Genomic DNA, 2,661 nt, shown 5'->3' on the forward strand with positions numbered 1-2,661 from the left:
CGTTCGTCAGACGGAGACGCAGCTTAACTTCGAGCACCGCAGTGGCTCGGGCCCGCACGTCGCGGAACCGTGAGCCCGGCGTTCACCGCGGCGAGCCCGCAGTGGGCGCGCGCCGCCGCCGAGGTCGCGGGGGCGGGTGCCTCCGTCGGCCCCCGGGGCAGGCTCAGGCTGCACCACGCGCTGGAGTCGCTGGGCGCGACCACCCTGGTGATCACGCCGACCGGCGCGATGGACCTGCTGGCCCGGCTACACCTGGAATTCCTGCTGGACCCGCTGGACCTGGGCCTGCGGCACGTCGTGCTGACCGGGGAGATCGCCTCGCGCCGCACGATGTCGCATCTGGCGACGGAGTTCGGGGCACGGGTGACGGAGGTCTACTGCTCGCCGTTCACCGCGACGCCACTGGGTTGGCGGTCCTCGGAGTCGGCGCCGCTGACCCTGCTCGTACCCGGCTCGGTGGGCCTGGCCCCGCTGGAGAAGGACGAGCTGCAGGCACCGCCGTACTCCTCGGGGCCGGCCGAGCTGGTCGTCGCCGGCGCGCGGGCCGGGGAGGCGGTGCGCACCGGCCAGGTGGTCAGGGTCTCCGGCGGGGAGGCGATCCCCGCCCCCGAGCACACGGTCGGCGACCACGTGCTGGTGCGCGGGGTGTGGGTGTCGCTGAACCGGATCCAGCGGGCGCTCAACAAGATCGACGGAGTCTCCGGCTGGGAGCTGGGCGTCTCGCGGCAGGGCACGCTCGACGCCGCGGTCCTGACCGTGACCTTCAAGCGGGAGAGCCTCGTCGGGAATCCCATGTGGAGGTCGCGCCTCCAGCAGTCGCTCAAGGCGCTCACCCCGGTCACGATCGCCGTCGAGATCTCCGACCGGATCTCGGAGACGGTCTCCCCCGGCGTGGTGAACGACACGCGAGGCCACCACCTGGGCAGGGATCGCACAGCCATCGCCCGCTGATCCACGAAAGGCGCGACCGCTATGGAAGTACCCGGCTGGCGGACGATTCCCCGCATGCTCCGCGCCCTGTCCGGCGATCACCCCTCGGACGTCGTCGTGGACGACGGGACGGTCCGGCTGACCCTCGCCGAGCTGCGCGACCGGGCGGGCGAGGTCGCCAGGGGCCTGATCGCGCTGGGCGTGCTGCCTGGCGACCGGGTCGCCGTCTGGGGCCCGAACGACGCGCACTGGGTGATCACCGCGTTCGGCGTCTGGGACGCCGGCGCGGTGCTCGTGCCGCTGTCGTCGCGCTACAAGGGCATCGAGGCCGCCGCGACGCTCCGCTCGACCGGGGTGAGCGTGCTGATCACCGGGTACGGTCACGACGGCGCCGTCCTGGCCGACCTGCTGGCCGAGGCCGCCGGCGAGACGGGCGGCGGCCTGCCCTTCGCCGGCCTGCCGGACCTGCGGCACTCGATCGTGCCCGAGGGGCTGGAACGGCCCGGCTCGGCGCAGCCCTCGCAGGTACTCGTCGCCGGTTCCCTCATCGGGCGCGCCGAGGCCGAGGAGCGCGCGCTGGCCGTACGACCTGACGACCTGTGCGAGATCATCTCCACCTCGGGCACCACGGGCACGCCCAAGGGCGTGATGCTCGAACACGACCGGATGCTGCGCGGTTACTGGGACTGGGCGGAGATCGTCACGCTCGGCCCCGGCGACCGCTACCCGGTGATCGCCCCGTTCGCGCACGGCTTCGGGCTCAACGCCGGGCTGCTGGCCTCGGTCATGCGCAGGGCCACGATGATGCCGATCGCCACGTTCGGCCCCGACCTGCTGGCCGGCCTGATCCGCGACGGCGGGATCACGATCCTGGCCGGGCCCCCGACGCTGTTCCACCGGCTGCTCGAGGAGACCGAGATCGGCGAGCACTCGGTGCGCGTGGCGATCTGCGGGGCGGCCTCCGTCCCCTCCGAGCTGGTACGCAGGCTGCTGGAGCGGATCGGCCTGGAACGCATGATCAACGCGTACGGGTTGATGGAGGGCACGGTCGTCTCCATGACCAGGGCCGACGACCCCGTGGAGGTCATCGCGGGCAGCACGGGCCGCCCCGTGCCGGGCATGGAGGTGCGGATCGTCGGCGACGACGGCCTGGAGGTGCCGCGCGGCGAGCGCGGCGAGGTCCTCGTCCGCGGGTACGGGGTCATGCGCGGCTACTGGGGCGAGCCGGAAAGAACGGCCGAGGTGATCAGGGACGGCTGGCTGCACACCGGCGACATCGGCGCCCTCGACACCCGAGGCGACCTCACCATCGTGGACCGTAAGAAGGAGCTGTTCATCGCCGGAGGGTTCAACGTCTCCCCCGCCGAGGTGGAGGGGCTCCTGCTGCGGGAGGGCTCCCTGGCCCAGGCCGCGGTGGTCTCGGTGCCCGACGAGCGGATGGGCGAGGTCGGCTGGGCGTTCGTGGTCCCGAGGCCGGGGGCGGCCGTCGAGCCGGAGAAGGTCATCTCCTGGGCCCGCGACAACATGTCCAACTACAAGGTGCCCAGGCGGGTGATCGTGGTCGACGCCCTTCCCGTCACCGGCAACGGGAAGATAGACAAACGCGCCCTGCGCGCGCGGACGACCCCGTAGACAGGGCGGATTCAACCGGTCGTCGCAACACCTCGATCTTCGAGGGGGATGTTGTGGCGCAAGGAAGGGCGCGTGCGGCGCTTCAGGCTGGTCGTCCGC

At 72.4% G+C, this 2,661-nt stretch carries 2 protein-coding genes; both read left to right on the plus strand.

Annotated features, from left to right (window positions below; all coding sequences use genetic code 11):
- Positions 1–69: 69 nt before the first annotated feature.
- Entirely contained in the window at positions 70–951 is an 882-nt protein-coding gene (locus ABZ260_RS49585; protein ID WP_355632532.1) for a hypothetical protein, read from the plus strand.
- 21 nt (positions 952–972) lie between these two features.
- Positions 973–2,562, plus strand: coding sequence for an AMP-binding protein (locus ABZ260_RS49590; RefSeq protein WP_355632535.1), 1,590 nt, complete (start codon positions 973–975; stop codon positions 2,560–2,562).
- Positions 2,563–2,661: the final 99 nt, after the last annotated feature.

Origin of the sequence: Streptosporangium sp. NPDC006013 (assembly GCF_040614275.1) — a bacterium.
GTDB lineage: Bacteria > Actinomycetota > Actinomycetes > Streptosporangiales > Streptosporangiaceae > Streptosporangium.